At 74.9% G+C, this 26970-nt stretch carries 32 protein-coding genes and 2 pseudogenes; 15 read left to right on the top strand and 19 right to left on the bottom strand.

The features are described 5' to 3' along the window. Positions 1 to 82: 82 nt before the first annotated feature. From BJF81_RS13475 to BJF81_RS17660, 4 genes are read left to right on the top strand one after another with little or no spacing between them, the layout of a single operon-like run. Complete coding sequence (locus BJF81_RS13475; RefSeq protein ID WP_237770241.1) at positions 83 to 1300, top strand: LCP family protein; 1218 nt, start codon at positions 83 to 85, stop codon at positions 1298 to 1300. After that, the gene (locus tag BJF81_RS19860) at positions 1234 to 1425 is read left to right on the top strand and encodes a hypothetical protein (RefSeq protein WP_237770240.1); all 192 of its coding nucleotides are present in this window, start codon (positions 1234 to 1236) and stop codon (positions 1423 to 1425) included. Before BJF81_RS13475 ends, BJF81_RS19860 begins: the two co-directional genes overlap by 67 nt. Beyond that, entirely contained in the window at positions 1422 to 2576 is a 1155-nt protein-coding gene (locus tag BJF81_RS13470; protein WP_075958770.1) for a serine/threonine-protein kinase, read from the top strand. The genes BJF81_RS19860 and BJF81_RS13470 overlap by 4 nt, the downstream gene beginning before the upstream one ends. Then, positions 2561 to 3217 (top strand): hypothetical protein, encoded by a 657-nt coding sequence (locus tag BJF81_RS17660; RefSeq protein ID WP_143780855.1) that lies wholly within the window; start codon positions 2561 to 2563, stop codon positions 3215 to 3217. The genes BJF81_RS13470 and BJF81_RS17660 overlap by 16 nt, the downstream gene beginning before the upstream one ends. A gap of 42 nt (positions 3218 to 3259) precedes the next feature. Here BJF81_RS17660 and BJF81_RS13465 read toward each other — a convergent pair whose 3' ends face one another. From BJF81_RS13465 to BJF81_RS13440, 6 genes are all read right to left on the bottom strand, one after another. Next, positions 3260 to 4027, bottom strand: coding sequence for a serine hydrolase (locus BJF81_RS13465; protein WP_083664232.1), 768 nt, complete (start codon positions 4025 to 4027; stop codon positions 3260 to 3262). After that, entirely contained in the window at positions 4024 to 4320 is a 297-nt protein-coding gene (locus BJF81_RS20425) for a serine hydrolase (protein ID WP_075958768.1), read from the bottom strand. Before BJF81_RS20425 ends, BJF81_RS13465 begins: the two co-directional genes overlap by 4 nt. A gap of 79 nt (positions 4321 to 4399) precedes the next feature. After that, positions 4400 to 5557, bottom strand: a complete 1158-nt coding sequence (locus BJF81_RS13455) for an acyl-CoA dehydrogenase family protein (RefSeq protein WP_075958767.1) — start codon at positions 5555 to 5557, stop codon at positions 4400 to 4402. Between the two features lie 55 nt (positions 5558 to 5612). After that, positions 5613 to 6632, bottom strand: coding sequence for an LLM class F420-dependent oxidoreductase (locus tag BJF81_RS13450; protein WP_075958766.1), 1020 nt, complete (start codon positions 6630 to 6632; stop codon positions 5613 to 5615). Positions 6633 to 6679: 47 nt separating this feature from the next. Further along, positions 6680 to 7162 (bottom strand): 5-(carboxyamino)imidazole ribonucleotide mutase, encoded by a 483-nt coding sequence (purE, locus tag BJF81_RS13445; RefSeq protein WP_075958839.1) that lies wholly within the window; start codon positions 7160 to 7162, stop codon positions 6680 to 6682. Positions 7163 to 7203: 41 nt separating this feature from the next. Next, entirely contained in the window at positions 7204 to 8436 is a 1233-nt protein-coding gene (locus BJF81_RS13440; protein WP_075958765.1) for a 5-(carboxyamino)imidazole ribonucleotide synthase, read from the bottom strand. Positions 8437 to 8477: 41 nt separating this feature from the next. Here BJF81_RS13440 and BJF81_RS13435 point away from each other — a divergent pair, with 41 nt between their 5' ends. Beyond that, positions 8478 to 9014: a GtrA family protein gene (locus BJF81_RS13435; protein ID WP_075958764.1), complete on the top strand. Its 537-nt coding sequence runs from the start codon at positions 8478 to 8480 to the stop codon at positions 9012 to 9014. Here BJF81_RS13435 and BJF81_RS13430 read toward each other — a convergent pair. The 5 genes and pseudogenes from BJF81_RS13430 to BJF81_RS13410 form a co-directional block, all read right to left on the bottom strand. Further along, positions 8987 to 10048, bottom strand: coding sequence for a sensor histidine kinase (locus BJF81_RS13430; protein WP_075958763.1), 1062 nt, complete (start codon positions 10046 to 10048; stop codon positions 8987 to 8989). The two genes, BJF81_RS13435 and BJF81_RS13430, sit on opposite strands and share 28 nt — an antisense overlap. A gap of 6 nt (positions 10049 to 10054) precedes the next feature. Further along, a complete protein-coding gene (locus BJF81_RS13425; RefSeq protein WP_274703403.1) occupies positions 10055 to 10729 on the bottom strand; it encodes a response regulator transcription factor in 675 nt (224 codons plus the stop codon). Between the two features lie 153 nt (positions 10730 to 10882). Continuing rightward, a pseudogene (locus tag BJF81_RS21145) lies at positions 10883 to 11308 on the bottom strand (enoyl-CoA hydratase-related protein); the annotation flags it as partial. Positions 11309 to 11361: 53 nt separating this feature from the next. Then, positions 11362 to 11610 carry an enoyl-CoA hydratase/isomerase family protein gene (locus BJF81_RS21140; protein WP_342447147.1) on the bottom strand — a complete coding sequence of 83 codons (249 nt, stop codon included), beginning with the start codon at positions 11608 to 11610 and terminating at the stop codon, positions 11362 to 11364. 38 nt (positions 11611 to 11648) lie between these two features. Continuing rightward, positions 11649 to 12461: a biotin--[acetyl-CoA-carboxylase] ligase gene (locus BJF81_RS13410; RefSeq protein ID WP_075958761.1), complete on the bottom strand. Its 813-nt coding sequence runs from the start codon at positions 12459 to 12461 to the stop codon at positions 11649 to 11651. Between the two features lie 24 nt (positions 12462 to 12485). Between BJF81_RS13410 and BJF81_RS13405 the strand changes: the two genes are divergently transcribed. Both BJF81_RS13405 and BJF81_RS13400 read left to right on the top strand, forming a co-directional pair. Further along, a complete protein-coding gene (locus tag BJF81_RS13405; protein ID WP_075958760.1) occupies positions 12486 to 14114 on the top strand; it encodes an acyl-CoA carboxylase subunit beta in 1629 nt (542 codons plus the stop codon). After that, entirely contained in the window at positions 14111 to 14371 is a 261-nt protein-coding gene (locus BJF81_RS13400) for an acyl-CoA carboxylase subunit epsilon (RefSeq protein WP_075958759.1), read from the top strand. Before BJF81_RS13405 ends, BJF81_RS13400 begins: the two co-directional genes overlap by 4 nt. Before the next feature lie 12 nt (positions 14372 to 14383). Here BJF81_RS13400 and BJF81_RS13395 read toward each other — a convergent pair whose 3' ends face one another. Then, positions 14384 to 15043 (bottom strand): MOSC domain-containing protein, encoded by a 660-nt coding sequence (locus BJF81_RS13395; RefSeq protein WP_075958758.1) that lies wholly within the window; start codon positions 15041 to 15043, stop codon positions 14384 to 14386. Positions 15044 to 15099: 56 nt separating this feature from the next. Next, positions 15100 to 15879 (bottom strand): methyltransferase domain-containing protein, encoded by a 780-nt coding sequence (locus BJF81_RS13390; RefSeq protein WP_075958837.1) that lies wholly within the window; start codon positions 15877 to 15879, stop codon positions 15100 to 15102. A gap of 167 nt (positions 15880 to 16046) precedes the next feature. Here BJF81_RS13390 and BJF81_RS13385 point away from each other — a divergent pair, with 167 nt between their 5' ends. From BJF81_RS13385 to BJF81_RS13375, 3 genes are all read left to right on the top strand, one after another. Continuing rightward, a complete protein-coding gene (locus tag BJF81_RS13385) occupies positions 16047 to 17627 on the top strand; it encodes a DUF885 domain-containing protein (RefSeq protein WP_342447146.1) in 1581 nt (526 codons plus the stop codon). Next, the gene (locus BJF81_RS13380; protein WP_075958757.1) at positions 17624 to 18256 is read left to right on the top strand and encodes a Maf family protein; all 633 of its coding nucleotides are present in this window, start codon (positions 17624 to 17626) and stop codon (positions 18254 to 18256) included. Before BJF81_RS13385 ends, BJF81_RS13380 begins: the two co-directional genes overlap by 4 nt. A 119-nt stretch (positions 18257 to 18375) precedes the next feature. Then, positions 18376 to 19758: an NAD(P)/FAD-dependent oxidoreductase gene (locus BJF81_RS13375; protein ID WP_237770239.1), complete on the top strand. Its 1383-nt coding sequence runs from the start codon at positions 18376 to 18378 to the stop codon at positions 19756 to 19758. On the opposite strand, the gene paaE is transcribed toward BJF81_RS13375, so the two are convergent. From paaE to paaA, 6 genes and pseudogenes are all read right to left on the bottom strand, one after another. Next, a complete protein-coding gene (paaE, locus tag BJF81_RS13370) occupies positions 19746 to 20867 on the bottom strand; it encodes a 1,2-phenylacetyl-CoA epoxidase subunit PaaE (protein ID WP_075958755.1) in 1122 nt (373 codons plus the stop codon). The genes BJF81_RS13375 and paaE overlap by 13 nt on opposite strands. Positions 20868 to 20875: 8 nt before the next feature. Continuing rightward, positions 20876 to 21415 (bottom strand): 1,2-phenylacetyl-CoA epoxidase subunit PaaD, encoded by a 540-nt coding sequence (paaD, locus tag BJF81_RS13365; RefSeq protein ID WP_075958754.1) that lies wholly within the window; start codon positions 21413 to 21415, stop codon positions 20876 to 20878. A gap of 17 nt (positions 21416 to 21432) precedes the next feature. Beyond that, the gene (paaC, locus tag BJF81_RS13360; RefSeq protein ID WP_075958753.1) at positions 21433 to 22194 is read right to left on the bottom strand and encodes a 1,2-phenylacetyl-CoA epoxidase subunit PaaC; all 762 of its coding nucleotides are present in this window, start codon (positions 22192 to 22194) and stop codon (positions 21433 to 21435) included. Then, complete coding sequence (paaB, locus tag BJF81_RS13355; protein ID WP_075958752.1) at positions 22191 to 22475, bottom strand: 1,2-phenylacetyl-CoA epoxidase subunit PaaB; 285 nt, start codon at positions 22473 to 22475, stop codon at positions 22191 to 22193. The genes paaC and paaB overlap by 4 nt, the downstream gene beginning before the upstream one ends. Continuing rightward, the gene (locus tag BJF81_RS21620; protein WP_446740562.1) at positions 22472 to 22615 is read right to left on the bottom strand and encodes a hypothetical protein; all 144 of its coding nucleotides are present in this window, start codon (positions 22613 to 22615) and stop codon (positions 22472 to 22474) included. The genes paaB and BJF81_RS21620 overlap by 4 nt, the downstream gene beginning before the upstream one ends. A gap of 122 nt (positions 22616 to 22737) precedes the next feature. After that, positions 22738 to 23357: pseudogene (gene paaA / locus BJF81_RS13350) on the bottom strand (1,2-phenylacetyl-CoA epoxidase subunit PaaA); the annotation flags it as partial. A 271-nt stretch (positions 23358 to 23628) separates the two neighbouring features. Between paaA and BJF81_RS13345 the strand changes: the two are divergent. From BJF81_RS13345 to BJF81_RS13325, 5 genes are read left to right on the top strand one after another with little or no spacing between them, the layout of a single operon-like run. Continuing rightward, positions 23629 to 24237, top strand: coding sequence for a GNAT family N-acetyltransferase (locus BJF81_RS13345; RefSeq protein WP_075958751.1), 609 nt, complete (start codon positions 23629 to 23631; stop codon positions 24235 to 24237). Then, positions 24234 to 25040 (top strand): AzlC family ABC transporter permease, encoded by an 807-nt coding sequence (locus BJF81_RS13340; RefSeq protein ID WP_075958750.1) that lies wholly within the window; start codon positions 24234 to 24236, stop codon positions 25038 to 25040. The genes BJF81_RS13345 and BJF81_RS13340 overlap by 4 nt, the downstream gene beginning before the upstream one ends. Next, complete coding sequence (locus tag BJF81_RS13335; RefSeq protein WP_075958749.1) at positions 25037 to 25342, top strand: AzlD domain-containing protein; 306 nt, start codon at positions 25037 to 25039, stop codon at positions 25340 to 25342. The genes BJF81_RS13340 and BJF81_RS13335 overlap by 4 nt, the downstream gene beginning before the upstream one ends. Next, complete coding sequence (locus BJF81_RS13330) at positions 25333 to 26502, top strand: heparan-alpha-glucosaminide N-acetyltransferase domain-containing protein (RefSeq protein WP_075958748.1); 1170 nt, start codon at positions 25333 to 25335, stop codon at positions 26500 to 26502. Before BJF81_RS13335 ends, BJF81_RS13330 begins: the two co-directional genes overlap by 10 nt. Before the next feature lie 25 nt (positions 26503 to 26527). Further along, positions 26528 to 26881: a GntR family transcriptional regulator gene (locus BJF81_RS13325; RefSeq protein WP_075958747.1), complete on the top strand. Its 354-nt coding sequence runs from the start codon at positions 26528 to 26530 to the stop codon at positions 26879 to 26881. Positions 26882 to 26970: the final 89 nt, after the last annotated feature.

Genomic DNA, 26970 nt, shown 5'->3' with positions numbered 1-26970 from the left:
GCTACCGGCGCGCGGGGCGGGAATCGCCGGGGCGCGCGGGTTCCCAGCACCCGGACAGGACGCTGGCCTAGTCTGTGTCGTCGTGCCCCACCGCCCCGAGGATGACTGGACCCGTCCCCTGCCGCGCCGCCCGCGGACCGGACGGCGGCCCGGTGACCCGGTCGGCCGGGACGCGGCGTACGACGGCTACGAGGGCGGCGACGGGTTCGAGGGGGACGACGGGTTCGGAGGGGACCCGGGGTACGACGGGTACGACGGTCGCCGGGGTGGGGACGAGGCGACCCGTCCGGTCCCGCGGCAGGAGCCGCCGCGGGGGCACTACGACGAGAACGGCGACTGGGTCCCGCAACCGCGACCGCGGGAGCGCCCCCGGCAGGGTCCTCGTCCGGCCGCGTCCGGCGGCGGGCCCCCGGGGAGGCCGCCGACCGGTCGCCGCGCCGCCTCCTCCCGGCCGCCCCGCCGTCGCCGGGGACCCCGCTACGGCCTGCGCCGCCTCGCCGTCGTCCTGGGGCTGGCGCTGACGGCCTACGTGGTGTCGATGGTCGTCGTCCTCGCCCTGCTGTGGAACGGCCTGGTGCGGGTGGACGCCACCCCCGAGGGCACCCGACCCGCGGGGTCCGCGGGCTCGGCGTACCTGCTCGTCGGCACCGACAGCCGCGACCAGCTGACCGAGGAGCAGCGCGGCGAGTTCGGCACCGGCTACGCCGAGGGGTCGCGGGCCGACACGGTCATGCTGCTGCACGTGCCCACCGTCGGCGAGCCCACGCTCGTCAGCCTGCCCCGGGACTCCTTCGTGGACGTGCCCGGCCACGGTCTGGACAAGCTCAACGCGGCGCACTCGATCGGAGGTCCCGAGCTGCTCGCGGCGACCGTCGAGGGAGCCACGGGGCTGCGTCTCGACGGCTACCTGGAGATCGGCTTCGGCGGGTTCGTCGGCGTCGTCGAGGAGGTCGGCGGCGTCCGGATGTGCCTCGACGCGCCGATCCAGGACGAGAAGGCGCACATCGACCTGGCCGCCGGCTGCCAGGAGCTCACCGGGCCGGAGGCGCTCGGCTACGTCCGGATGCGCTACAGCGACCCGCGGGCGACATCGGCCGGGTGGAGCGCCAGCGGGAGTTCCTCGCCGCGCTGGTCGCCCGGATGGCCTCCCCCGCCACCGTGCTCAACCCCGTGCGGCTCTACGACGTCGGCAGTGCCACCGGGGAGGCGGTCGCCGTGGGCGAGGACACCAGCGTGCTCGAGGCCGCCCGGATGGCCCTGGCGATGCGGGGGATCGCCTCCGGGGGCGGCGTCTCGGTGACCGTCCCGGTGGCCGACGCGAACTACCAGACGACCGTGGGCAGCGCCGTGCTGTGGGACGAGCAGCGGGCCGCAGAGCTCTTCGGCGCCCTGCGGCGCGGCGAGTCTGTCAGCATCGAACCGTGAACGACGTGCCCGGGCAGGACGAGGGGCCGGACCTGGAGACCACCCGGCAGACGCCGGCGGGCGCCCGGCCGGACGTGGTGGCGGGGCGCTACCGGATCCTGGGCACGCTGGGCCGCGGCGGCGGCGGGACCGTCTGGCACGCCCGCGACGAGCACCTGGGGCGCGAGGTGGCGCTCAAGCGGGTGGCCGGCGAGGCCGACGCCGACGTGCTGCTGACCCGCGGCATGCGGGAGGCCCGGACCAGCGCGGCGCTGGCCCACGAGCACGTCGTGCGCGTCTACGACGCCTTCGAGCACGAAGGGGCGCCCTGGATCGTCATGGAGTACGTGCCCGGCCCCTCGCTGGCCTCGCTCCTGGAGGGCGGTGCCACCCTGCCGGTCCGCCAGGTCGCCGCCATCGGCGCCCAGATGGCGACCGCGCTCGCGGCGGCGCACGGCGCCGGCGTCGTGCACCGGGACGTCAAGCCGGGCAACGTGCTGCTCGTGGACGCGACCGGGCAGGAGGCCAAGCTCACCGACTTCGGCATCGCGCGCGCCGAGGAGGACCACCAGCTCACCCGCACCGGGATGGTCTCGGGCACCGCCGCCTACTTCTCGCCCGAGGTCGCCGCCGGGGAGGACCCGTCGGCGGCGGCCGACGTGTGGGCCCTGGGCGCGACCCTCTACGCCGCGGTGGAGGGACGTCGCCCCTACCCCGACGCCGCCAACCCCGTGGCCCAGCTGCACACGATCGTGCGCGACCGACCCCGTCCCCCGCAGCGGGCCGGTGCGCTGACCCCGGTACTGGCGGGAATGCTGGACCCCGATCCCCGCACGAGGTGGACCGCCCGACGGGCGGCGGAGGCGCTTCGGGCCGTCGCCCGCGGAGGGCAGGAGACGGGCGGCGCGGCCTTCGCGGCCGGGGCAGGTGCGGCCGGGGCGGGTGCTGCCGCCGCCGCGGCCGCCGCGCGCACCCGTGAGGAGGCGGCCGCCACGCAGGCAGGTGCACGCCGCGCCGCACCCGGGTGGTGGCGCACGGCCCGCCCCGGGCGACCACCGCCGGGGGTGGCGGCGACGGCGCGGCCCCGCCGGCGGACCGGGCCCCGGCACCGTCGGCCCGCCGAGGCCGGGGCCGGGGCCGCCTGCTGGCCTGGCTGGTGGCCGTCCCGTTGATCCTGCTGCTGGGCTGGCTCGCGTGGACGATCGCGACCACGGGCGGGCTCGGCGGGACGCCCGAGCGCCCCACCGCCACCGCCGGCCAGCCGGTGTCGGTCGAGGAGGCCGAGGAGACCGCCCGCGAGTTCTACCGCCGGCTCGCCGACGAGGGGCTCGCCGAGGCGCGGGAGCTCACCCTGCCCGGGGTGTCCGTCGACGACCGGATCGCCGAGGGCCTGGACCGGGTGGAGGTGCAGGAGGTGGTGGGCACTGGGCGCCCGGACGGCGGGGTGGACCTGGTGACGACGGTGGCCTACGACTACGGCGGGCCTGCCCCCGTCGTGCAGCAGGAGAACCTCCAGGTGGCCCGCCCCGAGCTGGATCCGCTCATCGTGCTGCGGAGCACGACGACGATCTCGGGGCTGCCCGAGCAGGGCCCGGCCGAGGACCAGACGCAGGACCAACCGGCGCAGGACCAGCCGGCCGAGGAGGCCCCGGCCGAGGACGCCCCGGCCGAGGATGAGAGTCCGGTGACCGACCCGGACACCTCAGGGGACGACCAGGACGGCACGGACGAGGACACGAGGGACACCGACGAGGAGGGTCGGGGCCCGGACCCGGACCCCGACCCGGACCCCGGAGGCGACGGGGACGGCTGAGCCGCCCCCGCACGGCCCGGGGCCCGCGCCGCTCCCCCGGCCTCAGCGTCCCAGCACCGCACCCACGAACGCCCTCGTGAGGTCGGGCAGCCCGGGGACCGCCTCCTCGTCCACGTTGGCCAGGACCACCAGCGTCGTGCCGTCCTCCGGGCGGCGGAGCGAGACGGAGAACACGCCGGGGTCCCCGCCGTCCTTGCCGAACACCCCGTCGTCGCGGACCTCGACCCCGTAGCCGACCGACCACCGTCCTCCGGCCCGCACGCGCGGGGTGAGCAGGTCCGCCGGGGAGACCCCGCGCCATACCCCTCCCTGCTGCACCGCGCGCAGGAACCGGTCGACGTCCGCGGCGGTGACGACCGCGCCCCCGTCGCCGCCGCCGACGGGGTGGACGGAGTAGATGTTCGTACGCCACGGCAGCCCGGGGGCGAGCGGGGGCAGGTAGCCGGTCGCCACGTCCGGGTGGACCTCGTCGAAGGCGGGGTAGCCGCTGTCCGCCATCCCGGCCGGCCCGAGCACCCTCGTCGTCACGGCCTCGGCGAAGGGCATCCCCGAGACGTGCGACAGGAGGATCCCCAGCAGCACGTAGCCCGCGTTGCTGTAGTGGTAGGTGGTGCCCGGCGGGCACACCGGCGGCAGGTCTGCGAACAGCGGCAGCAGCGCCGCGTAGTCCCGGACCCGGTAGTTGGGGATCCGGTCCCAGATGTCGCCGTAGTCCTCCCGGTACCCGGGCAGGTCCTCGTCCTCCTCGAAGTAGTCGGCGATGCCCGACGTGTGGGAGAGCAGGTGGTGGACCGTGACGTCCGGGCTCAGGTCCGGGGCCGCAGCTCGGGAGGCAGGACGTCCACCACCCGGTCGTGCACGCCCACCTCCCCCCGCCCGGCGGCGTCGAGGACCCCGACGGCGGTGAACATCTTGCTCAGGGACGCGGTGGCGAACCGGGTCCCCGGGTGCACGGGAATGCCGTTCGCGCGGTCGGCGAGGCCGTGGCAGGACTCGAGCAGCACCTCCTCGCCGCGGGAGACCCGCAGGATCCCGGAGAAGCCGTCCTCCGCCTCGAGGCGGTGGGCCTCGTCCAGGACGCTCTGCCAGGGGTGCGCGCTCATGGGTCCAGTCTGGCCGGTCCCCGTGACGGACGGCGAGGGGTTTTTGTCCGCGGACGGTGCCCGCGGCCCGGGGAGGGGCCTACCCCTTGAGCAGCTGGCGCGCCATGACGATGCGCTGGATCTCGTTGGTGCCCTCGTAGATCTGGGTGATCTTGGCGTCGCGCATCATCCGCTCCACCGGGAAGTCCTTGGTGTAGCCGTAGCCGCCGAAGAGCTGGACCGCGTCGGTGGTGACCTCCATGGCCACGTCGGAGGCGTAGCACTTGGCGGCCGCCCCGAAGAAGGTCAGGTCGTCGTCGCCGCGCTCGGACTTGGCCGCCGCCACGTAGACCATCTGCCGCGCCGCCTCGAGCTTCATCCCCATGTCCGCGAGCATGAACTGCACGCCCTGGAACTCCGCGATGGCCCTGCCGAACTGCTGGCGCTCCTTGACGTAGGCCAGCGCCGCGTCCAGCGCACCCTGGGCGATGCCGATGGCCTGGGCGCCGATGGTGACGCGGGTGTGGTCGAGGGTGCGCAGGGCGATCTTCAGGCCCTCGCCGGGCCCGCCGACCATCCGGTCGGCCGGGATGCGGCAGTCGTCGAAGTGCAGCTCCCGGGTGGGGCTGCCCTTGATGCCCATCTTCTTCTCGGGGGCGCCGAAGGTGAAGCCCTCGTCGGACTTCTCCACGACGAACGCGCTGACGTTGCGTCCCCGCGGCCCGTCGGGGTCGGTGACGGCCATGACCGTGTAGAACTGCGACTCCCCGGCGTTGGTGATCCAGGACTTCTGCCCGTTGAGGACGTAGTGGTCGCCGTCCTTGATCGCCTTGCACTTCATCCCCGCGGTGTCGGACCCGGCACCGGCCTCGGAGAGACCGTAGGAGAACATCGCCTCGCCGCGGGCCACCGGCGGCAGGTACTTCTGCTTGAGGTCGTCGTTGGCGGCGATGAGCAGCGGCATGGTGCCGAGCTTGTTGACGGCCGGGATGAGCGAGGAGCTGGCGCAGCCGCGGGCCACCTCCTCGATGACGATGCAGGTGGCCAGGGCGTCGGCGCCCACCCCGTCGTACTCCTCCGGGATGTGCGGGGCGTGGAAGTCGGTCGCGACGAGCGCCGTGAGCGCCTCGGCCGGGAAACGGCCCTCCTCGTCGACGGCCGCGGCGTGCGGCGCGATCTGGGCCGCGGTGACCTCGCGCACCGCCTCGCGCAACGCCTCGTGGTCCTCGCTGATCCGGAACAGGTCGAAGTCGCTCATGGCCCGCAGCCTACTCGCGGGTCAGCAGCCGCCGACGCCGCGGTCCGTCGTGGGCTCAGCCCGCCAGCGCGGGGATCACCTCGTCCTCGAACAGCTCGATCCCGGAGGTGTCGTGGGCGGCCTCGGCGAAGTAGGTGATGGCGTAGGTCATCCCGATGTCCTGCAGGCCACGGAGGGTCTCCACGATCTGCTCGGGCGTGCCGACCGCGGGCTGCGTCCGCAGCCCGTCCACCTGCTGCCGGGCCTTCTCCTCGGCCACCCCCGCCCGCAGGAACAGGTCCTTGACGAAGGCCAGCCGTTCCTCGACCTCGGTCTCGTCCCGCCCGATCACGACGTTGTAGTTGGCGCTGCGGACGATCTCGTCGACGTCGCGCCCGACGTCCTGGCAGTGGCCGCGCAGCACCTCCGACTTGTGGGCGAAGACCTCGGGCGTCCCGTCGAAGTTGGTGTAGTCGGCGTGCTCCGCGGCGATCCGCAGCGTCTTGCGCTCCCCGCCACCGGCGACCCAGACGGGTATGCCGTTGCGCTCCGACCCGGGGAAGACGGTCCCCTGGAGGGGGCGCGGCCAGCACATCGCCCCGTCGACCTGGTAGTGCTCGCCGTCGAGGGTGGCCGACCCGGTCGTCCACATCTGCCGGAAGATCTCCACCCCCTCGCGCAGGCGCGCCAGCCGCTCCCCCGCCGTGGGGAAGCCGTAGCCGTAGGCGCGCCACTCGTGCTCGTACCACCCGGCACCGATGCCCATCTCCAGCCGTCCGCCGGAGACGACGTCGACGGTGGCGGCGACCTTGGCCAGGTAGGCCGGGTCCCGGTAGCTCATGCACGTGCACATCTGGCCGAGCCGGACCCGGCCGGTGACGGCCGCGAAGGCCGACATCAGCGACCACGCCTCGTGGCAGGCCTCCTGGCTGGGCTCGGGGACCGTGTGGAAGTGGTCGTAGACCCACAGCGACTCCCACGCCTCCTCGGCGTCCGCCCGCTGGGCGAGGTCGCGCATCACTCCCCACTGGTGCTCGGGGGCGATGCCGACGAGGTCCATCCGCCAGCCCTGGGGGACGAAAATTCCGAAGCGCATGGCCCCAACGTAGCCCCGCCACGGCACGCCCGCCCCCGCGGGGCCCGTCAGCCGCGCCGCTGCCGCAGGCGGGCCCCTTTCGCGTGCGCCTGGTCGCGCAGGTCGTCGGCGAACCGGGCCAGCTGCCGTCGCCAGGTCGCCGCCTGCTCCCCCTCGCCCGCGGCGAGCATGCGCACCGCCAGCAGACCGGCGTTGCGCGCCCCGGCCACCGAGACGGTCGCCACGGGGATGCCGGCCGGCATCTGCACGATGGACAGCAGGGAGTCCATGCCGTCGAGGTGCTTCAGCGGCACGGGCACGCCGACCACCGGCAGCACCGTCACCGAGGCGAGCATCCCGGGCAGGTGGGCGGCCCCGCCGGCCCCGGCGACGATGACGCGGAGCCCGCGGTCGGCGGCCGACCGGCCGTAGTCGATCATCTCGGCCGGCATCCGGTGGGCCGAGACGACGTCGGCCTCGTAGGGCACGCCGAACTCCTCCAGCACCTGGGCGGCCGCCTCCATGACGGGCCAGTCGCTGTCGCTGCCCATGACCAGGCCGACGAGGGGCGTGGCGGGGCTCTGGTCGGGGCTCACTCGGTCACCACTCCCTGCAGGTAGTCGGCGGCGTGCCGCGCCCGCTCCCGGAGCGCGGGCAGGGCGTCGGGGTCGAGGTCGTCGCCGAAGACGGTCACGTGGCCCAGCTTGCGCCCGGGCCGCACCCCCTTGCCGTAGAGGTGGATCTTCAGCCCCGGGTCCCGGGCCATGAGGTGGCGGTAGGTCGGGTAGAGGTCGGGGTGCTCGCCGCCGAGCACGTTGGCCATCACGGTCCACCCGGACCGGGCCGACGGGTCGCCGAGCGGCAGGTCGAGCACGGCCCGCAGGTGCTGCTCGAACTGGCCGGTGACCGCGCCCTCGATCGTCCAATGCCCGCTGTTGTGCGGCCGCATCGCCAGCTCGTTCACGACGTAGCCGGGACGCCCGTCCTGACCCCGCACCTCGAACATCTCCACGGCCAGCACCCCGGTGACCCCCAGCTCCCCGGCGACCCGCAGCGCACCCTCGGTGGCCGCCCGCGCCAGGTCGTCGTCCAGGCCGGGGGCCGGGGCCAGCACCTCGGTGCAGATCCCGCCGGTCTGGACGGTCTCCACGACGGGCCAGGCCGCGGCCTGCCCGGAGGGGCTGCGGGCCACGAGCACGGCCAGCTCGCGGGTGAAGTCGACCGCCTCCTCGAGCAGCACCCCGTCGGCGAGCGCCCCCGGCCGCCCCACCTGGGCGAGCCAGTCGTCGAGGTCGGCGACGCTGCGGCATACCCGCACCCCCTTGCCGTCGTAGCCCCCGCGCGGCGTCTTGGCCACCACCGGCCAGCCCGCCCGGGCGGCGAACTCCTCCACGTCGCCGGCCGTGCGGGCGGTCGCCCAGGCCGGGCAGGGGATGCAGAGCTCGCTGAGCCGACGGCGCATCACCAGCTTGTCCTGGGCGTGCACGAGGGCCTGCGGCGAGGGGTGCACGGGCACCCCGGCGCGGACCAGCTCCTCGAGCACCTCGGCGGGCACGTGCTCGTGGTCGAAGGTCACCACGTCGCAGTGCCGGGCCCAGTCGAGCACGGTCCCGGCGTCGGTGTGCGCGCCGACGGGGCTGTGCGGGACCACGAGGGCGGCGCTGGCGTCCTCGGCCTCGGCGAGCACCGAGAGGGTCAGCGAGAGCCCGACCGCGGGGGGCTGGCACATCCGGGCGAGCTGCCCGCCGCCGACGATGCCGACGACCGGGAACCCGCCCTCGGCGCGCAGCGGCGGGGAGGGGGATGAGGTGGGTGGAGTGCTCACGGACGCCGAGCCTATCCAGTCCTGGCGCGTACACTCCCGCCGTGCCCCCACCCCGCCCGACCCTGGTCGCCCGCCTGCGCGGGGCGTGGCGGACGTTGGTGGCCGAGGTGGCCAAGTTCGGAACCGTCGGGGCGGTCGCGTTCGTGCTGGACACGACCCTGTACAACCTGCTCGTCTTCGGCCTGCCCGGCCTGGTCGAGGGCCCGATGGCCGGGTCCCCGCTGCTCGGCAAGGTCGTCTCCACCAGCGTCGCCACGCTCTTCTCCTGGACGGGCAACCGGTGGTGGACCTTCCGCCGGCGCCGCAGCGAGGCGATGGGCCGCGAGCTGGTCCTGTTCCTCTTCTTCAACGCCGTCGGCCTGGGCATCGCGCTGGCCTGCCTGGCCTTCTCCCGCTACGTGCTGGGGCTGGACAGCCAGCTGGCCGACAACGTCGCCGCGAACGGGATCGGGCTCGCGCTGGGCACGCTGTTCCGCTTCTGGGCCTACCGGACCTTCGTCTTCCGCGAGGAGCTGGCCGAGGAGGAGCGCGAGGCGCGGCGGGCGGCCGCTCAGGGCCTCTCGGCGAGGGTCAGGTAGAGCGAGAAGACCGGGGGGCTCAGGTGGGTCAGCTCGATCCGCCCGCCCAGGGACTCCGCCGTCTCCCGGGCCACGGCCAGCCCCAGGCCGGTCCCGCCGCCGGTGGTCACCGCCCGGTCGAAGACCGACCGGGACAGCCGGACCGGGATCCCGGGGCCCTCGTCGGAGACGGTGAACACCGCGGAGGGACCGGACCGGCCGGCGTGCACGCGGACCGTGCCCGCCCCGTGCACGAGCGCGTTCTCGACCAGCGTGTTGAGCACCTGGGACAGGGACGACGCGCTGGACTCCACGATCATCCCCCGCTCGCTCCACAGGTCGATCTCCCGGCCCTCCTCGGCCAGGGCCGGCGACCACTCCGCGTCCAGCCCGGCGAGCACCTGGTCCACCGAGCACAGGCCCCCGCCGGAGGCGTGGCCGACCCGGGTGCGGCGGAGCAGCTCGTCCACCACCCCGGTGAGCCGTTCGACCTGGCCGATGGCGATCTCGGCCTCCTGCCGGGCCACGCCCGCGTCGTCGGCCTGGGCGATCTCCTCCAGCCGCAGGAGCAGCGCGGCCAGCGGGGTGCGCAGCTGGTGGGAGGCGTCCGCGGCGAACGAGCGTTCCGAGACCAGCGCCCGGGCGAAGGTGGTGTGGTGCCGGTCGACCTCGCGCACGATCGCGTCGATCTCCGGGACGCTCTGCGGCCAGGGGCCAGGCTCGACGAACCGGCCCGGGCGCGCCTCGGGGTCGAGGGCGAACCCGCCGGAGGCCATCTCGTCGGCGCGGTGCGCCAGCCGGCGCAGCGGCTCGATCACCGTCTCCCCCATCTGGTCGGCCTGGTGCCGGGCCAGGGGGAAGACGATGGCGACCACGCCCAGGGCCCCCGCCACCGACGCGATCAGCAGGCCCCACCACGGCAGCCCCTCCGCCTCGGGGCCCAGGGCGGCCTGCACCTGCGCCAGGATCCAGCCGATCGTCAGCAGCACCCCCACGACCACCCCGAGCACCGACAGGGTGACCCGCCGGGCCAGATCGCGGAAGACCGCCCGCACGGCGGGTTAGTCCTGCGGGTCGTTCTGGAACCGGAAGCCGACCCCGCGGACGGTGACGATGTACCGCGGGTCGTGGGCGTCGTCGCCGATCTTGCGGCGCAGCACCGAGACGTGCATGTCGAGCGTCTTGGTCGAGCCGTACCAGCTGTCCCAGACCTCGCGCATGAGCACCTCGCGCGGGACGACCCGTCCCTCCTCGCGCATGAGCACGCGCAGCAGGTCGAACTCCTTGGTCGTCAGCCGCACCTCCTCGTCGTGGAGGAAGACCCGACGGGCGTCGACGTCGATGCGCAGCGACCCGGGAGAGGGACGCAGCGGCGGCTCGGGGCCCCGGCGCAGCAACGCCCGGACCCGGGCGAGCAGCTCCCCGAGGCGGAACGGCTTGGTGACGTAGTCGTCGGCGCCCGCGTCCAGCCCGACGACGGTGTCGATCTCGTCGGTGCGGGCGGTGAGCATGAGGACGGGGATGCCCACGCCGGCGTCCCGCAGCCCCCGGCAGACGGCGAGGCCGTCGAGCCGGGGCAGGCCCAGGTCGAGCACGAGCAGGTCGTAGACCCCGTTGCGGGACCCCTCGGCGAGGGCGGCGCGCCCGTCCTCGGCGACGGTCACCTCGTAGCCCTCCCGCCGGAAGGCCCGGGCCAGGGGTTCGGAGATGGCCGGGTCGTCCTCGGCCAGCAGCACCTTGGTGCTCACCTCGTCCTCCTCACGTGGTCCGGGGCCCGGTCGGTACCGGCGATACCGACCACACAGTATGCGCCCCCGTGACTCCTCACGTCCGGGCCACCGCGGCGCGCGCTTCTCGGCGAAGGCGGCGACACCCTCCTTGCGGTCCCCGCTGAAGGCGGTCGCCCGCCAGGCTCCGTCCTCGATCTCCAGGCCGGCGGCCAGGTCGACCCCCATGCCCAGGCGCATCGCGCGCTTGGCGTTGCGGACGGCCACCGGGGAGTTGCCCGCGATCTGCGCGGCGATCTCCAGGGCGCGGTCCCGGGCCGTGCCGGCCTCCACGAGCTCGTCGAGGACGCCCAGCCGGTGCGCCTCCTTCGCCGTCATCCGGCGGCCGGTGAAGATCATCGACGCGGCCCGCGACCAGCCGACCCTGCGGGTCACCAGCTGGGTCCCGCCACCGCCGGGGACCACCCCGACGCCCACCTCCGGCAGGCCGACGGTCGCCTCCGTCCCGGCGACGACGAGGTCGCAGCTGAGCGCGATCTCCATACCTCCGCCGAGGGCGAAGCCCTCGACCGCCGCCACGGCCGGCATCGGCAGGTCGAGGACGGCGCGGTAGGCCTTCCGGGTGACGAGCCGGTGGTCCATCATCTGGCGTCGGTGAAGCCGTTGCGCTCCTTGAGGTCCGCGCCGACGCAGAAGGCCCGCGGGGAGGTGCTGGTGACCACGACCGCCCGGACGCCCTCGTCGGCCGACAGCGCGGTCATCGTGGCCGTGATTTCGCGGGCGAAGTCGGTGCTGACGGCGTTCATCGACGCCGGGCGGTCCAGCGCCACCTCGACCACGTGACCGTCGTCTCCGTGCCGGGTGACCTGCAGCATCGTGGGTGCGTCCATGGCTGGCAGGGTAGCGTCCGGCCGGGCCGCGCCGGTGCTCACCCGTCCCCCGGCGGCGGCCGGACGTGCGCGACGTCCCCCGCGTGGTGCACGGTCCGGCCCGCGGGCCCCTCCACCACGAGCGCCCCGTCCGCGTCCACGTCCACGGCCGTGCCCCCGGTGCGGCCGCCGTCGGGCCGGTGCACCACCACCGGCAGCCCGACCGTGACGCACCGCTGGAGGTATGCCGTGCGCACGGCCCCGGCCGCACCCCCGGCGAGCCGGGCGTGGAGGGAGCCCAGGTGGTGCAGGTACAGCGGCAGCAGGTCCTCCCGCGCCCCGGGGGGCAGCGGCGCACCACCGCGCGCCAGCCGCCAGGAGGTCGCCGTGGGCACGGGCAGCTCGTCCGGCCCGTGGTCCACGTTGAGACCGGCACCGAGGACCACCGTGTCGGCCCGGGCGTCGGCCACCTGGGCCAGGATCCCGGCGACCTTTCCCCAGTCCCGGCCGTCCCCGGTCGTCAGGACCGGTTCCTGGTGCGGGGACGGGGCCCGCAGCACCGCGAGCACGTCGTTGGGCCACTTGAGGGCGACCGGCACCGGCCAGCGGCTCCCGGTGAGGGCGCGGACGAGGGCGAGGCCGGCGGCGAGCGGGAGCCAGCCCATGACCTCGGGGGCCACGGCCGGCACCACGGCGCTGACCGCCAGTCCCCGGCCCGGCGGCGACTCCCACCGGCGCCCGCGCCGCCCCAGACCCCCGGTCTGGTGGTCGGCGACGACGACCCGGCCGGGCCGGGGGTCGCCCAGCGCCTCGGTGTTGGTCGAGCCTATCGACTCGTGCCGCTCGGGCGCGGCCCATCGCACGACGGTCATGCGGTCAAGGGTAAGTTCGGACCCATGAGTGAGACCGTCAGCGCCGGACCGCCCGCCGACAGCAGCGGCGAGGGCCCGGACATGCGCACGACCGCCGGCCGGCTGGCCGACCTGCGGGCCCGGGTGGACGAGGCCGTGCACGCCGGGTCGGCCAAGGCCGTGGAGAAGCAGCACGCCCGTGGCAAGAAGACCGCCCGCGAACGGGTCGAGGCCCTGCTCGACGAGGGCAGCTTCACCGAGCTGGACGCCCTGGCGCGGCACCGCTCGACCGCGTTCGGGCAGGAGCGCAACCGGCCCTACGGCGACGGGGTCGTCACCGGCTACGGCACGGTCGACGGCCGCCCGGTCGCGGTCTTCTCCCAGGACTTCACCGTCTTCGGCGGGTCGCTGGGCGAGGTCTTCGGCGAGAAGATCGTCAAGGTCATGGACCTGGCGATGAAGATCGGCTGCCCGGTGATCGGGATCAACGACTCCGGCGGCGCCCGCATCCAGGAGGGCGTGGTCGCCCTGGGCCTCTACGCCGAGATCTTCCGCCGCAACGTCGACGCCTCCGGGGTCATCCCGCAGATCTCCCTGGTCATGGGCCCGTGCGCGGGCGGGGCGGTCTACTCCCCGGCGATCACCGACTTCGTGGTCATGGTCGACCAGACCTCGCACATGTTCATCACCGGCCCCGACGTCATCAAGACCGTCACCGGGGAGGACGTGACCTTCGAGGAGCTCGGCGGGGCGCGCACGCACAACTCGACCTCCGGCGTGGCGCACTACATGGCCAGCGACGAGGACGACGCGCTCGACTACGTCAAGGAGCTGCTGGGGTTCCTGCCGCAGAACAACCTCGAGGACCCGCCGGCCTTCGACGCCGACGTGGACGAGGAGGTCGACGAGCAGGACGAGGCCCTCAACACCCTGGTCCCCGACTCCCCCAACGTGCCCTACGACATCAGGACCGCGATCCAGACGGTGGTCGACGACGGCGACTTCCTGGAGGTCCAGGAGCTCTTCGCCCCCAACATCGTGGTCGGGTTCGGCCGGGTCGAGGGCCGGTCCGTCGGCGTCGTGGCCAACCAGCCGATGCAGCTGGCCGGCACCCTGGACATCGACGCCTCGGAGAAGGCCGCCCGGTTCGTGCGCACCTGCGACGCGTTCAACCTGCCGATCCTCACCTTCGTCGACGTCCCGGGCTTCCTGCCCGGCACCGACCAGGAGTTCGGCGGCATCATCCGGCGCGGGGCCAAGCTGCTCTACGCCTACGCCGAGGCCACCGTCCCGCTCGTCACGGTCATCACCCGCAAGGCCTACGGCGGCGCCTACGACGTCATGGGCTCCAAGCACCTCGGCGCCGACGTCAACCTGGCCTGGCCGACCGCGCAGATCGCCGTCATGGGCGCCCAGGGCGCGGCCAACATCCTCTACCGCCGCGAGCTGGCCGCGGTCGCCGCCGAGGGCGGCGACGTCGAGGCCGAGCGGCAGCGCCGGATCCAGGAGTACGAGGACACCCTCGCCAACCCCTACGTGGCCGCCGAACGCGGCTACGTCGACGCCGTCATCGAGCCCTCCGAGACCCGGGTCCAGGTCGCCCGGGCGCTGCGCCACCTGCGCTCCAAGCGCTCCAGCCGCGCGCCCCGCAAGCACGGGAACATCCCGCTGTGAGCGCCACGACCCCGGCGGAGGGCGCCGCGGCCGAGGGTGCGGCCGCGGACGCGCCGGTGATCCGGGTGGAGCGGGGCAACCCCAGCCCCGAGCAGATCGCCGCGCTGGCCGTGGTGCTCAGCGCCGTCGGCTCCGACGGTGGCGGGGCGGGCGGCGACGCCCGGCGCCGGACCCTGTGGACGGCCCGTGCCCGGTTCGCCCGCCCGCGGCCGGCGGTCGGCCCCGACGGGTGGAGGGCCTCGGCGCTGCCCCGCTGAGCGGCGGGTCGTTCAGCCCCGCGCGCGCAGGCGCGCGGCCAGCCGGTCGTGGTACATCCTCGGCAGGCAGCCGGCGGCCACCACCCTGGCGGCGGCCTCGTCGTCACCCATCGCTGCGGCGAAGGCCACCCGCATGTCGACGTCGTGGTCCGGCGGCTCCAGCACCTCGACCGCGTCGCCCGCACGCACCGTCCCGGGCGCGACGACGCGCAGGTAGACGCCGCACCGCCCCCGCTCGGTGAACCTCCTCAGCCAGCCCCGCTCCCCCAGGTGACCGGCGAAGGTCGAGCAGGGCGTGCGCGCCACCGACACCTCGAGCACGACGTCGTCGCCGACCCTGATCCGCTGATTGACGAGCAGGGCCTCCAGGTCGATCCCCTCGGTGGTGAGGTTCTCGCCGAAGGTGCCGTCCGACAGCCCCCGGGAGAGCTCGCGCTCCCAGTGGTCCAGCTCCTCGCGGGCGTAGGCGTAGACGGCCTTGTGCGCGCCGCCGTGGTGCTGCTCGTCGCCCACGTGGTCGGCGACCACGCCGGGCCCGTCGCCGTAGGACGGGCCGGGGGCGAAGACCTCGATCGAGGGCACCGGTCGTTTGTCGATGCCCGTCGCGTAGGGCTTGCCGCCCGGCTCGGGCTTGGGACTGGCCAGGTTGGTCGAGCGGACGCGTGCGGGCATGGACGACACGGTATGCGGTGCCGGCACCTCCTGCGGCCCCCGCGCCACGGACGGGGTCAGCGGCGGCGGGCCACCGCGAACACCCGCCGGAAGGGCAGCACCACCCCCAGGGAGGTCCGGGGGTAGGCGAGGCGCAGGGCGGCGGCGAACTCCTCGACGAACCGCGCGCGCAGGTCCTCGGGCAGGGCCTCCAGGGTGGGCCTGGCACCGGTGGCGGACACCCAGGTGAGGACGGGGTCGGGGTCGCGGCCCTCGGGGTCCAGGACGTGGAGGTACGTCGTCTCCCACGCGTCCACCTCGGCACCGGCCCCGGCCAGCACCGCCAGGTAGTCCACGGGGTCGTGGGCGGCCGGTTCGGCGACCCCTGCCAGGTGCCGGGCGTAGTCCGGGCGGGCGGCGATCTCCCGGCGCAGGGTGTGGCTGGGCTCCCCGAAGTTGCCGGGGACGGACATGGCCAGGGCGCCTCCTGGCCGGACCCTGCGCAGCAGGGCCGGCAGCATCTCGAGGTGGCCGGGCACCCACTGCAGCGTCGCGGTCGTCACCAGCAGGTCCACCACCGACCGGTCAACGGACGCCCACGCCCGCAGGTCCCCCACCTCGGCCGACGCACCGGCGGCGCGGGCGGCCTGGACCATCGCCGGGCTGGCGTCGACCCCGAGGATCTCGGCGTGCGGCCACCGGCGGGCCATCGCGAGCAGTCCCCGCCCGGGACCGCAGCCGAGGTCGACCACCCTGGCGGGGGCGGTGTCCGGCACCCGCGCCAGCAGCTCGACGAACGGCCGGTCCCGTTCGTCGGCGAACCGCGAGTAGTGCTCCGGGTCCCAGTCCTGGCCCATCGGGGCAGGGTAGTGCCTGCCCTGCACCTCGTCGGTCCTGCGAGGTAGCGTCGGCCCGTGACGACGACCCCGCAGCAGACCCGTTCCTGGACCGACATCGACCGCCTCGCAGAGGCCCACCTGGACGCCTCGGTGGCCCTCAGCCCCCTCGAGGCGACCTACCTGGCGTGCCCGGCGCCGACGACCGGATCGACGACCTGTCGGTCGAGGGGCTCCGGGCCCACCGCGACCTGTGCGCCGACACCCTGGAGCAGCTCGACCGGCTCGAGCCGCAGGACGACACCGACAAGGTCACGGCCGCCGCGCTGCGTGAGCGGCTGGGCCTGGAGGTCGAGGAGCTCGACCTGGTGCTGGACGGGCGCGCGCCCGTCGACCTCAACGTCATCGCGTCCGCGCCCCAGGCCGTCCGGGACATCTTCGACCTGATGGCCAAGGACACCGAGGAGCACTGGCGCACCGTCGCCGCGCGCCTGGACAACGTCCCGCGGGCCCTGGAGCAGTACGCCTCCGCCCTGACCTGGTCTGCCGAGCGGGGCCAGGTGGCTCCCCGCCGGCAGGTCGTCAAGGTGGCCGAGCAGTGCCGCGACCAGGCCGGCGACGGGACGAGCACCTTCGACGCCCTGCTCGAGGAGGCCGCCGGGCAGTCCGAGGAGGTCCGCGGCCTGCTGGCCGCGGCCGCCACCTCGGCCAAGGCGGCCTTCGGCGCGCTGGCGACCTTCCTCGACGAGCTCGCCCCCACCGCGCCGGAGTCCGACGCCTGCGGCCGCGAGCTGTACGCCCTGCGCTCCCGCAGCTTCCTCGGTGCCGTGATCGACCTGGAGGAGACCTACCGCTGGGGGCAGGAGGAGCTGGCCCGCATCACCCGGATGATGGCGGAGACGGCCGAGCAGATCCGCCCCGGCGCCTCGGTCAAGGAGGCCGTCCAGATCCTCGACGACGACCCGGCCTACCAGCTGGAGGGCACCGACGCCCTGCGCGGGTGGATGCAGGTCAAGGCCGACGAGGCGGTCGCCAACCTGGCCGGGACCCACTTCGACGTCCCCGAGCCGGTCCGCCGCATCGAGTGCATGATCGCCCCCAGCCAGACGGGCGGGATCTACTACACCGGCCCGTCCGAGGACTTCTCCCGTCCCGGGCGGATGTGGTGGTCGGTGCCCAAGGGCGTGACCCGGTTCTCCACCTGGCGCGAGCTGACCACCGTCTACCACGAGGGGGTCCCCGGCCACCACCTGCAGATCGCCCAGACCGTCTACCGCTCCGAGCTGCTCAACCGGTGGCGCCGGCTGGCGTCGGGGACCTCCGGGCACGCCGAGGGCTGGGCGCTCTACAGCGAGTGGCTGATGGCCGACCTGGGCTACATGGACGATCCGGGCGACCGCCTCGGCCTGCTCGACGGCCAGTCGCTGCGGGCCGCCCGCGTCGTGCTCGACATCGGCGTGCACTGCGGGTTCGAGGCCCCCGAGGAGGTCGGCGGCGGCGAGTGGACCTACGACAAGGCCTGGGAGTTCCTCAACCGCCACGTCAACATGGACGAGGGGTTCGTCCGGTTCGAGCTGGACCGCTACCTGGGCTGGCCGGGACAGGCGCCCTCCTACAAGGTGGGCGAGCGCCTGTGGCTGGAGCTGCGGGACGGCGCACGCAGCCGGGAGGGCGAGGCCTTCGACCTCAAGGCCTTCCACCGTCGTGCCCTCGACATCGGCGGCGTCGGGCTGGACACCCTGCGCGCGGCCGTCCTGGGCGAGCTGTGAACGGGCCGGTTCCCCTCGTCCTGGCCTCCGCCTCCCCCGCCCGCCTCGCCTCGCTCACCAGCGCCGGGGTGGAGCCGGAGGTCGTCGTCTCGGGCGTGGACGAGGAGGCGGCGCTGACCCGCGCACAGGACAGGTATGGCGTGCTCCCGCCCGCCGACGTCGCGCTCACCCTGGCGCGGGCCAAGTGCGAGGCGGTGGTGGGCCAGGAGGAGCCCGACTCCCTCGTGCTGGGCTGCGACTCGGTGCTCGAGCTGGACGGGCGGATGTACGGCAAGCCCAGGGACGCGGCCACGGCCACCGAACGGTGGCGGCTCATGCGTGGTCGCTCCGGGACGCTGCACACGGGCCACTGGGTGATCGACAACCGGGAGGGCGGGACGGGGGCGACCCTCGGCGCGACGGCCTCGACGGTGGTCCACTTCGCCGACCTGACCGACGAGGAGATCGAGGCCTACGTGGCGACGGGTGAACCGCTGACCGTCGCGGGGGCGTTCACCGTGGACGGCCTCGGAGGGCCCTACGTGCGTGGCATCGAGGGCGACTACCACGCGGTGGTCGGGGTCAGCCTGCCGCTGCTGCGCGAGCTGCTCGACGAGATCGGGGTGGCCTGGCACACGCTCCGCGGCTGAGGACCGCCCGCCGGCCGACCGGTGAGGGCCCGGCCTCCCGGTGAGACCCGGCTCGGCGCCGGCGGCAGGCGGGTGCCACCATGGGCCCAACACGTCGACAGGGAGGTCGGATGTCGGGCATGCGCAGGGTCGCCGTCGTCGGCGCCGGGATGGTCGGGCTGGCGACGGCCTGGCACCTGCAGGAGCACGGGGTGGACGTCACCGTGCTCGACCGCGAGGGGGTCGCTGCGGGCGCCTCCTGGGGCAACGCGGGGTGGCTGACCCCGGCGATCGCCACGCCGCTGCCCGAGCCGGCCGTGCTGCGCTACGGGGTCAGGGCGCTCGTCAACCCCGGGTCACCGGTCTACCTCCCGCCCCGGGCGGACCCTCGGCTGATCCGCTTCGTCGGGGGTTTCGTCCGGCACAGCACGATGGGCCGCTGGGAGAAGGCCATGCGGGCCCTGCTGCCCCTCAACGACCGGTCGCTGGACTCCTTCTCCCACCTGGTCCGGCACGGTGTCGACGGCACCGTCCACCAGGCCGACCCGCTCGTCGCCTGCTACACCGACGTCCGCAACGTCAAGGTGCTGCTGGAGGAGTTCCGGCACATCGCCTCCGCCGGCGGTGAGGTGGACCACGAGCTCGTCTCCGGCGACGAGGCCCGCCGCCGTGAGCCGGCGGTCTCCGAGGCGGTGGAGGCGGCGGTGCTCATCCGTGGCCAGCGCTACCTGGACCCGGTCCGCTTCGTCGCCGCCCTGGCCGACGCCGTCCGGCAGCGGGGCGGCACCGTGGTGACGGGCGCCGAGGTCACCGACCTGGTCGACCGCGGCGGCGCGGTCGAGGTGCGCGCCCGCAGGACCGACGCCTCGGGGCGGGGCGGGCACACCGGTGGGCACACCGGGCAGGACGGGGACGCCGGGCCGGGCGACGCAGCCCCCTACGACGCGGTGGTCGTCGCGACGGGGGCGTGGCTGGGCGACCTCGTGGCACCGTTCGGGGTCCGCCACGTCGTCCAGGCCGGCCGGGGCTACTCCTTCAGCGTGACCCCGGAGCGGATGCCGGTGGGCCCGCTCTACCTGCCCGAGGCCCGGGTCGCCCTCACGCCCCTCGGCGACCGCCTGCGGGTGGCGGGGATGATGGAGTTCCGCCGGCCCGACGAGCCCCTCGACACCCGCCGCATCCGGGCCATCGTCGACTCCGTCCGGCCGATGCTGCAGGGCATCCCGCTCGACGAGCGTCGGGACGAGTGGGTCGGGTCCCGCCCGGTCACCGCCGACGGGCTGCCGCTCGTGGGCCGCACGACCTCCGAGCGGGTCTTCGTCGCCGGGGGCCACGGCATGTGGGGGATCACCCTGGGGCCGGTCACGGGGCAGCTGCTCGCCGAGACGATCGTCGGCGGGTCGACCCCGCCCGAGCTGGCCCCGCTGGACCCGCTGCGGCGGGTCGACTGGACGCCGTCACGCCTCCGCCGGCGCCCGGCCCCCGGGGGCGGCCGACCGGTGCCGCCGGCTCAGGCGTCGTAGTCGATGGTCACCGTGTCCGACACCGGGTGCGACTGGCACATGAGCCGGTAGCCGCGCTCGACCTCGTCGGGCTCCAGCGCGTAGTTGCGGTCCATCCGGACCTCGCCGTCGACGACCTTGGCCCGGCAGGTGCCGCAGACGCCGCCGGTGCAGGAGAACGGCGCGTCCGGCCGCTCCCGCAGGGTGGCGTCCAGGATCGACTCCGCCCGCGTCGACATGGGCACCGTCGTCGTCCGCCCGTCGAGGGTCACGGTCACGACGGCCTCCGGCGGGGCCCCCGGGTCGACCGGCTCGGCGACCGGCGGCGGCGCGATGCCGCCGCTGTCGTCGACGTGGAAGATCTCGTGGTGCACGTGCTCGGGCGGCACCTCCCGCTCGGCCAGGACGGTGCGGGCGGCCTCGACCATGCCGAAGGGACCGCAGAGGTACCACTCGTCCACCTCGTCCTCGGGGACGAACGTGGCCAGCATCGTCTCCAGCTTGTCCCGGTCGATCCGGCCGGTGAACAGCTCGAGGTCCTGCCGCTCCCGGGAGAGCACGGTGAAGAGGCTGAACCGGCCGGGGAAGCGGTTCTTCAGCTCCATGAGCTCCTCGAGGAACATGATCGAGTCGGTGCGCCGGTTGCCGAAGATCAAGGTGGCGCGGGAGTGCGGCTCCTCCTCCAGCGCCGTGGTCAGCAGCGACAGCACCGGGGTGATGCCCGAGCCGGCGGCGACCGCCACGTGGTGCCGGGCGGCCGTCGGGTCGGTCGGGCACACGAACGAGCCGAGCGGGCTCATCACCTGCAGGGTGTCCCCGGGCTGCACGTGCTCGTTGAGCCAGGTGGACATCACCCCGCCGGGGACGCGGGCGGAGGCCACCCGGACCTCGCCGCGTCGGCGGGACTCGCCGCGGGAGATGCAGCACGAGTAGGACCGCCGCACGTCCTCCCCGTCGACGGTCGCCCGCACGGTCAGGTGCTGCCCGGGCTTGAAGTCGAACTCCTCGCGCAGCTCCTCGGGCACGGCGAAGCTGATCGCGACGGCGTCGTCGGTGAGCCGGTCGACCCGGGTGACGGTCAGGTCGTGGAAGGTGGCACGCCGACGGGTCGGCTGCTGCAGGAGGGACACGCAGGCTCCTAGAGGGTCTTGAACTCGTCGAACGGCTCGCGGCAGGCCAGGCAACGCCGCAGGGCCTTGCAGGCGGTCGACCCGAAGCGGGCCACCTCCTCGGTGTCGGTCGACCCGCACCGGGGGCAGGCGACCTGGCGCACGGACAGCCCGACGGGCACCGGCCCGTGCGCCCGCTGGCCGGTGGGCGGGGCGATGCCGAAGCGCAGGAGCTGCTCGCGGCCCCGCTCGCTCATCCAGTCGGTCGTCCAGGCCGGCGAGAGCCGGGTGACCACCTCGACGGGGACGCCCGCGCGCCGGCCGGCGGCGACCACGTCCTCCTCCATGACCCGCATCGCGGGGCACCCGGAGTAGGTCGGGGTGATCGTCACCCGCAGCCCCGGGCCCTCGGGGGTGTCCACGCGCTCGACCTCCCGGACGACGCCCAGGTCGTCGATGGTGATGACCGGGATCTCGGGGTCGGGCACGGCGCGGACGGCCCGTTCGACCTCGTCGAGGTCCGGGCGGGCGGTGCCGGTGCCGGTGCCGGTGCCGGTGCGAGACGTCATACCCGCGGCGCCTCCCCTCACCAGGTGGCGCCGGGATGGCTGCGCGCGATGTGCTGCATCTCGGCCAGGAGGTAGCCCAGGGCCTCGGAGTGCAGGCCTTCCCGTCCCCCGCGGGCGTGCCAGCGGGGCGCGTCGGGCACGGTCAGCGTCGCGCGGGCGAGCACGTCGTGCACGGCCGTGGTCACCGGCTCGACGAGGGTGGAGGGCAGGACGCCGATGCCCTGGTCCGCGGCCCACCGGGCGGCGTCGTGGTCCTCGCCCAGCTCGGCGACGTAGGGCTGGACCGCCTCGAGCGCCGCCTGCATGCGGGCATGGCTCTCCTCGGTGCCGTCGCCGAGCCGCAGCACCCACTGGGTGGCGTGGTCGCGGTGGTAGTCGACCTCCTTGACCGCCTTGCGGGCCACGCCGGCGAGGGTCTCGTCGGCGGAGTCGACCAGGCGGGCGTAGAGCTCGGCCTGGTAGGTCGAGAACCACAGCAGCCGGGCCATCTCGTGCGCGAAGTCGCCGCGCGGCTGCTCGACGAGCTGCACGTTGCGGAACTCCCGCTCGTCCCGCAGCATCGCCAGCGCGTCCTCGTCCCGGGGCGGGTCCGCGCCCTCGACCTCGCCGGCCCGGGTCAGCAGCGCCCGCGCCTGGCCGAGCAGGTCCAGGCCCACGTTGCCCAGGGCCATGTCCTCCTCGATCTGGGGGGCGTGGGTGAGCCACTCCCCCAGCCGCTGGGCGTAGATCAGCGCGTCGTCGCCCAGCCCCAGCAGGTAGGCGGTGTGCAGGCCGGTCACAGGTACTCCACGTCCTCGGGCACGTCGTAGAACGTCGGGTGCCGGTAGACCTTGTCGGCGGCGGGGTCGAAGAAGCTGTCGCGCTCGTCGGGGCTGGAGGCGGTGATGTCCTCGGAGGCCACGACCCAGATCGAGACGCCCTCCTGCCGGCGGGTGTAGAGGTCCCGGGCGTTGCGCAGGGCCATCTCGGCGTCGGGGGCGTGCAGGGACCCCACGTGCCCGTGGGACAGGCCGCGCCGGGTCCGCACGAAGACCTCCCACAGGGGCCAGGTCGAGCTCATGCCACCGCCCCCTGGGCCGCCCGGGCGACGACCTTCTCGGCGTGGGCGGCGGCGGCCTCCCGGACCCAGGCACCGTCCTCGTGGGCGGCGACCCGGGTGGCGATCCGCTGGGCGTTGCAGGGTCCGTCGCCCTTGAGCACCCGCCAGAACTCGTCCCAGTCGATCTGACCGAAGTCCCAGTGCCCCCGCTCCTCGTTCCAGCGCAGGTCCGGGTCGGCAGGGTGATGCCGAGCTTGTGCGCCTGGGGGACGGTCATGTCGACGAACTTCTGGCGCAGGTCGTCGTTGGTGAACCGCTTGATGCCCCACGCCATCGACTGGGCGGTGTGGCCCTCGGTGGCCTTCTCGCCCGAGTCCGGCGGCCCGAACATCATCAGGGCCGGCCACCACCAGCGGTCCGCGGCGTCCTGCAGCATCGCGCGCTGGGCGTCGGTCCCCTTGGACAACGTCCAGAGGATCTCGAAGCCCTGCCGCTGGTGGAAGGACTCCTCCTTGCACACCCGGACCATCGCGCGGGCGTAGGGGCCGTAGGAGCAGCGGCACAGCGGCACCTGGTTCATGATCGCCGCGCCGTCGACGAGCCAGCCGATCGCGCCACGTCGGCCCAGGTCAGGGTGGGGTAGTTGAAGATGGAGGAGTACTTCTGCTGCCCGGAGTGCAACTTGTCGAGCAGCTCGGACCGGTCCACGCCGAGGGTCTCGGCCGCCGAGTAGAGGTAGAGCCCGTGCCCGGCCTCGTCCTGCACCTTGGCCATGAGGATCGCCTTGCGGCGCAGGCTGGGGGCCCGGCTGATCCAGTTCCCCTCCGGCTGCATCCCGATGATCTCCGAGTGCGCGTGCTGGGCGATCTGCCGGATCAGCGTCTTGCGGTAGGCCTCCGGCATGGCGTCGCGCGGCTCGATCCGCTGGTCGTCGGCCACGAGCCGGTCGAAGTAGGCCATGTGCTCGGCCAGCGCCTGCTGGTAGTCCTCGGTCTCGGTGGCGTTCAGCGGCGCCTGCTGGTCGGCGCCCTCGCCGAAGTCGTTGCCGTACATGCCTCCAGTGTGCCAGAGATCACCCCCGGCCCTGTGACAGATGTTCCGTCGCCCGCCGGGATCGGTGTCATACCGGGCCGGGGCCGGGGGCCTGTCCCCGGCAGGTGGGAGACTGTGCCCGATGACTTCCCAGGACCCTCCCCCCGACCTGCCGCACGCCCGCGGCCACGGCCACGGCGCCCCTGGGCCGCTGGCCGACGCCGCCGTGCGCACCGCCCGCCCCAGCGACGCCCCCGCGGTCGGGCTGGTCCAGGCCTTCGTCTGGCAGCACGAGCTGCGCGACCTGCTCTCGGCGGAGGTGCTGGACGCGCTCACCGGCCCGCGCTTCGCGGGGGTATGGCGTCGCTCGCTCGAGTCGCCCCCGTCGCCGCGCCACCGGCTGCTCGTGGCCACGGCCGGCCCCCAGGTCGTCGGCTACGTCGCGGTCGGCCCGGCGGAGGACGAGCCCGGCCACGAGCCGGACCGGACCGGCACGGTGCTGGAGGGCGGCGTCCACCCCGAGGCCCGACGGGCCGGGCACGGGTCCCGCCTGCTCAACGCGGCCGTGGACACCCTGCGGGCGGGGTCGGACGACCTGGAGGCCGTGGTCGCCTGGGTCCTGGCCGACGCGGGCGGCACCCGCGCCTTCCTGCAGGGCGCCGGGTTCGCCCCGGACGGCGCCTGGCGCGACCGGGTCGTCGACGACGACGGACGCACGGCCCGCGAGGTGCGCCTGGTGGCGGGGCTGTGACGGCGGGCCCCACGGCATACCCCCTCCCCTGGTGGCGCACGCCTGCCGCCCGGCAGGGGCTGGCCGTGGGGCTGGTCGGGCTCTACGGGGTCAGCGCCGGGGCACTGGGGGTGGCCGCCGGGCTGAGCGTGTGGCAGACCGTCCTGACCTCCCTGCTCATCTTCAGCGGGGGCTCGCAGTTCGCCCTCTACGGGGTGCTCGGCTCCGGCGGAGGGGCGGCGGCGGCCGTGGCCACCTCCACCCTGCTGGGCCTGCGCAACGGCTTCTACGGCCTGGAGCTGTCCCGGGTCCTGCGGCCGGGCCCGCTCGTGCGCCCGCTCACCGCCCACCTGACGATCGACGAGTCGACGGCCGTGGCCCTGGCGCAGGACACCCGCGAGCAGGCGCGGGTGGGGTTCTTCACGACCGGGGTGACGCTGTTCGTCGTCTGGCAGGGCACGACGCTGCTGGGGGCGCTGGCCGGGGAGGCGATGGGCGACCCCCGGGCCTACGGTCTCGACGCCGCGGCCGCCGCCGCCTTCGTCGCGCTCGTCTGGCCGCGGCTGGTGGGCCGCGGGCCCGGCGGGCGGACCGGGCCGCTGGCCGCCGCCGTGCTGGCCATGGTCCTGACGCTGGTCAGCGCACCGTTCGTGCCGACCGGCGTCGAGGTGCTCGTGGGGGCCACCGCGGCCCTCGTCGTCGGGCTGCCCCGTCGAGGTGGCCGCGAGGACGACCCGGGGCCGCCGCTGCCGGTGACCCGCGACGCGACGCCGGGACGGCACGGCGGGCCGCACGACGGCCACGTGGCGGAGGAGCTGCCGTGACGCTGTGGATCACCGTGCTGGCGGCCGGCGCCCTGGCCTACGGGCTCAAGCTGGGGGGCTACCTGGTGCCCGAGCGGGTGCTGGAGGTGCCGTGGATCGACCGGGTCGTCCCGCTGCTGACGGTCGCGCTGCTCAGCTCGCTGATCATCACCCAGGGGTTCCTCGCCGACGGGGTGCCCACCCTCGACGCGCGCGCCGCCGGGGTGGGGGTGGCGGTGGTCCTGCTGGTGCTGCGGGCCCCGTTCCTCGTGGTCGTGGCCCTCGCCGCGGTCACGGCCGCCCTGGTGCGGCTGTGGACCTGACCCGCGTCGTCGCGCCGCGAGGGACCCCTGCGCCGGGGCGCGGCCGGGTCGTCGCCGTCGACGTCGCCCGGGCGCTGGCCCTGCTCGGCATGTTCGCCGCCCACCTCGTCCCGGCCCGGGACCCGAGGTCCGCCCGCGGGGTCGACCCGCTGTTCGAGCTGGTCGCGGGCCGCTCGTCGGCGTTGTTCGCCGTGCTCGCGGGGGTGGGCATCGGCCTGGCCACCCGGGACGTGCTGCGCGGCGTCTCCGGCCACCGGCGGCGGCTGCTCGTCCGGGCGCTGCTCGTCGCGGTGCTGGGGCTGTGGCTGGGCCTGTTCGGCTCCGGCCTGGCGGTCATCCTCACCTTCTACGGGGTCCTGTTCTGCTGCGCGCTGCCGGTGCTGCACTGGGGCCCGGGCCGGCTGGCCGCGCTGGCCGTCGGCTGGGGCCTGCTCTCCCCCGTGGTCAGCCTCCTGCTGCGCCGCGAGCTGGGCCCGCCCCAGCCGGTCGTGCCCTCGCTGGTGTCCCTGACCGAGCCGGTCGTGCTGGCGCGCGAACTGCTGCTCACCGGCTACTACCCCGTGCTGACCTGGGCGACCTACCTGTTCGTGGGCCTGGCGGTGGGCCGTCTGGACCTGCGCCGGGCGGCCTGGGGGCCGAGGCTGGCGCTCGTCGGGGCGTGGACGGCCGCGCTCGCCCTCGCCGTCTCGGCCGGCCTCACCCGCGCCGAGGGTCCGCGTGCCGACCTGGTGGCCAGCTGGTGGCGGCCGGGCACCCCCTGGCCCGAGCTGGTGGTGGAGCTCCGGCGCGGGATGTACGGCGTGCACCCGACCGGCTCGCCCTGGTGGCTGGGCGTGTGGTCGCCGCACAGCGGCAGCGTCGCGGACCTGGCCCACACGGCCGGCACCGCGCTGCTCGTCCTGGGGCTGGTGCTCGTGCTCGTCCGGCTCCTGCCCCGCGCGCCGTGGGTGGTCCTCGCGGGTGCGGGTTCGACGACGCTGACGCTCTACACCACCCACGTGCTCGTCATGGCCAGCCCGCTGGGCGTGGGCGGACCCGGGGCACTGGCCCTGCACGCCCTGGCCGCCCTCGTGGTGGGTGCGGCCTTCGCCCGGGCCGGGGTCCGCGGCCCGCTGGAGGCCGGGGTCGCCGCCCTCACCCGGCAGGTTCCCCTCCGCTGACCCGGCCGGCTGTCATGCTGGGCCGGTGAGGTTCACCGTCGACCCGGGGATCCGGACCCCGGTCTTCCAGCAGCTCTGCGACCAGGTGGTCGGATCGGTCCGGGACGGGCTGCTCCTGCCCGGGACCCGGCTGCCGACCGTGCGCCGGCTCGCCGCCGACCTCGGCGTCGCGGCCAACACCGTCGCCAAGGCCTACCGCCAGCTCGAGGCGGAGGGACACGTGGAGACCCGGGGTCGGAACGGCACCGTCGTGCTCGCCCCTCCCGGGAGCGGGGCGGGCGCGGAGCTCGACGCGGCCGCCGCCCGGTTCGTCCGCGAGGCCCGGAGCGGCGGTCTCGGCCTCGAGGAGGCCGTAGGCGTGCTGCGCGCCCGGTGGTGAGCCGGGGCCGCCCCGTTCACCTTTCGTTCACCTGACCGGCAGCCTCCGACGGGCCGCCCACCGGCCAGGACGCGCCGTCGAACCCCTTG

Source organism: Ornithinimicrobium sp. CNJ-824, assembly GCF_001942405.1.
Classification (GTDB): domain Bacteria; phylum Actinomycetota; class Actinomycetes; order Actinomycetales; family Dermatophilaceae; genus Ornithinicoccus; species Ornithinicoccus kibberensis.
Note: the sequence above shows the minus strand (reverse complement) of the source record. Positions and strands in the feature narration are given on the sequence as shown.